Below are 1,547 nucleotides of genomic sequence, written 5' to 3' on the forward strand. Positions count from 1 at the left end.
TACGTTGCGCGACCAGCCGTGCTCGACCGCCTTCGCTGCGTACCACTCACGCTCCTCGCGGGTGGACAGTTTGTCGAGCAGCGTACACAGATGGAACCACGGCAATTGTGCAGCAGCCTGCTGCACAAATTCCCCATCTGGCCACGCCTGCGCGAACGCACGCATGTACTTGAGGTTGCGCGGGGAAAAACCGCGCATGTCGGGAAATGCCGAGCGCAAATCGCTGGCAAGGCGATCGATCACCTTTGCGCCCCACCCCTGAGCCTGCTGTCGCTGCGCGATATCCTGGCCGATCTGCCAGTAAAGCAGCACCAGTTCCCGACTGACAGCCAGCGCCGCACGTTGCCGTGCGCTCGCCACCCGCGCCTTCAGGTCGGTCAGCCAGGCTGCGTAGTCCGCGCCCGCTGGCTCTGTGTTCGTCATGCCACTCATGTTCCAGTCATCCGGCGTTCACTGCATCCTTGAAAGCCTTGCCCGCGGTGAACTTGACAGTCTTCGCGGCAGGAATCTGGATCTCGGCGCCGGTGGCGGGATTGCGGCCGACTCGCGCGGCACGTGCACCGGTGGAAAACGAACCGAACCCAACCAACTGCACTGTCTTCCCTTCCGTCACCCCGCTAGTGATTGCCGCGATCACCGCGTCAATCATTTCGCCCGTCGCGACCTTGCTGTCACCGGTCTTCGCCGCGACCGCATTTATCAGTTCCTGCTTGTTCATTATGATTTTCCATTTGTGGTCATTGATGGCGTCACCCTACCCGACCGACGCACCAACGCGCAATGGCTGCACTGCCCGCGCCTGGTTCGGCGCTTTCGGGCAGGCCCTAGCGCTTCACAGCAAGTAAAAAAATGACGCTGGCATTACGCGGGCTGCTGCCGCGATTTTCCAAATCTGCAGAATGCGCGTGTCAACCATGTTGATTCCCTATATGCGGGACCGGACGGCGAATTACACTTACATTACTCGACCATTCGTGGATGAGCTAAAACCTGAGAGAAGCGGCACGCGTCCCCGCTGGCGCGTGCCGCCCAGGCCGCTGAAGGATACGCTGCCGCGCTGATGTTGCGCGGCCGACCCGACAGCGTCCGGGACACCAAGGCCGCCATCCTCAGGCTACTGCTTTCCGCCTTCGTGCATTGAAGAAAAATAACAGCGGCTCGGAAGTAGAACTGGAAACGGTATTGCGAACTGCAACCGACTGCGGGCGATGAGCCAACACATTGGTTCCCGTTTTCGGTCCTCCCGGCGCCGGTCCACCCCGAAAGAATAGCTGGACGCGTCCATCAGGGGCGCTTGCTATCAGCCCCCCATGGCCAGCATCGACCCCGTACACCGCTTGGCTCCGCAGCGACAGGCATAGTCGGCGACTAACTCGGGCGTGACCGCTTCATCGATCGTGAGTCCATAGGCGATACAAAGCTCATCGCCCGGTTTCACCGCTCGGATCGTCTCGATGAAAACCCGCCCCCGCCCGTCCTCAATCGCCTCGCAGTTCGGCTGGCAGGAATGGTTCAGCCAGCGGGCGCTGTTGCCCCCGACACTGCCG

3 protein-coding genes are annotated in these 1,547 nt (G+C 61.3%); all 3 read right to left on the reverse strand.

Annotated features, from left to right (window positions below; translation table 11 throughout):
* Positions 1-423: DUF1016 N-terminal domain-containing protein (locus P0D89_RS52810; protein WP_408371127.1), on the reverse strand; the 423-nt coding region annotated here is incomplete at its 3' end.
* A 16-nt stretch (positions 424-439) separates the two neighbouring features.
* Positions 440-718 (reverse strand): HU family DNA-binding protein, encoded by a 279-nt coding sequence (locus tag P0D89_RS52815; protein WP_408371125.1) that lies wholly within the window; start codon positions 716-718, stop codon positions 440-442.
* A 582-nt stretch (positions 719-1,300) separates the two neighbouring features.
* The coding region (locus P0D89_RS52820) for an SET domain-containing protein (RefSeq protein ID WP_408371123.1) at positions 1,301-1,547 on the reverse strand (247 nt) is incomplete at its 5' end.

The organism is Paraburkholderia sp. RL18-085-BIA-A (assembly GCF_046027075.1).
Taxonomy (GTDB): domain Bacteria; phylum Pseudomonadota; class Gammaproteobacteria; order Burkholderiales; family Burkholderiaceae; genus Paraburkholderia.

Bases quoted from the DNA above. Each gene is read 5' to 3' on its own strand.
- P0D89_RS52815 (WP_408371125.1), bottom strand. From the start codon at position 718: ATGAACAAGCAGGAACTGATAAATGCGGTCGCGGCGAAGACCGGTGAC.